The sequence below is a fragment of the Blautia sp. DFI.3.45 genome (assembly GCF_020593505.1).
GTDB classification, from domain to species: Bacteria; Bacillota; Clostridia; order Lachnospirales; family Lachnospiraceae; genus Blautia_A; species Blautia_A wexlerae.
This window is the reverse complement of sequence record NZ_JAJDMI010000132.1, coordinates 1-1006: the sequence shown is the minus strand read 5'-3', so window position 1 is coordinate 1006 and position 1006 is coordinate 1. Positions and strand designations below refer to the sequence as shown.

Annotated in this window: 1 protein-coding gene and 1 pseudogene; both read right to left on the bottom strand. The window is 44.1% G+C overall.

Annotated features, from left to right (window positions below):
• Positions 1-11: 11 nt before the first annotated feature.
• Positions 12-920 (bottom strand): radical SAM mobile pair protein B, encoded by a 909-nt coding sequence (locus LJE09_RS17225; protein WP_227311599.1) that lies wholly within the window; start codon positions 918-920, stop codon positions 12-14.
• Positions 908-1006, bottom strand: a pseudogene (locus LJE09_RS18985) (radical SAM mobile pair protein A); the annotation flags it as partial. The gene LJE09_RS17225 and the pseudogene LJE09_RS18985, both read right to left, overlap by 13 nt.

Genomic DNA, 1006 nt, shown 5'->3' with positions numbered 1-1006 from the left:
CAAACTGGAAGTTAGCGATTTCTTTTTCCGGTATTCTCTGTCCCACGGATTTCCTCATGATAGAAATAATCTACGATCACCGGATGCCCCTGCGGGACTCTGCCATAAGGCATTTCATTATCCACAAAGGCACAATCATACTTCTTAGCCATTTTCTCAGCTTTTACTTCAAGTGCTTCAAAGTAGCTGCGGTTATGCTTGTTATAGATCTCGTCGTAAAGTGGTACAAGATCAGGATATTTTCCGGCGATATAATCCATAATTGTCTTTTTGAAACCGCCTCGAAGATTGAGATTTTCGAGCCAGAACAGATCGCACTGATCCTTTACCCGCTCAAAGATTGCTTCAAAATTCGTGATACCGGGGAATACCGGGGATACGAAACAGACTGTACTGATACCTGCCTCATATACCTGCTTCATAGCAGCGATACGGTGCTCAATGCTCGAAGCAGAATCCATATCGTTCTTGAAATTTTCATCTAGTGTGTTGATCGACCATGAAACGGTTACACGTCCAAGCTTCTTCAGCAGATCAATATCCCGTACCACAAGATCCGACTTTGTGCAGATCAGAATATCTGCGTCACTGCCGATCAGCTGCTCCAGAAGTTTTCTGGTATTCCCGAATTCCTCCTCCTGTGGATTGTAGCCATCTGTCACAGAACCGATGACCACCCGCTGTCCGGCATATTTCTTCGGATTTTTAATTTCCGGCCAATGTTTCACATCAAGGAAAGTGCCCCATTCCTCCTTGTGCCCGGTAAAGCGCTTCATAAAAGAAGCATAGCAATACTTGCAGGCATGTGTACAACCCACATAGGGATTGACCGAGTAACCGCCTACCGGCAGACTGGACTTAGTCATGATGTTCTTTGTTTCCACCTCACGAATGAGGATTCCATTTATTACTTCTTCCATGATTTCTGTACCTCTAACACTTTATTAAATTCTTCCGGCATTTCCTGAATCATATTTTCATCCCCTATGATAGGGACAAGGTCTTC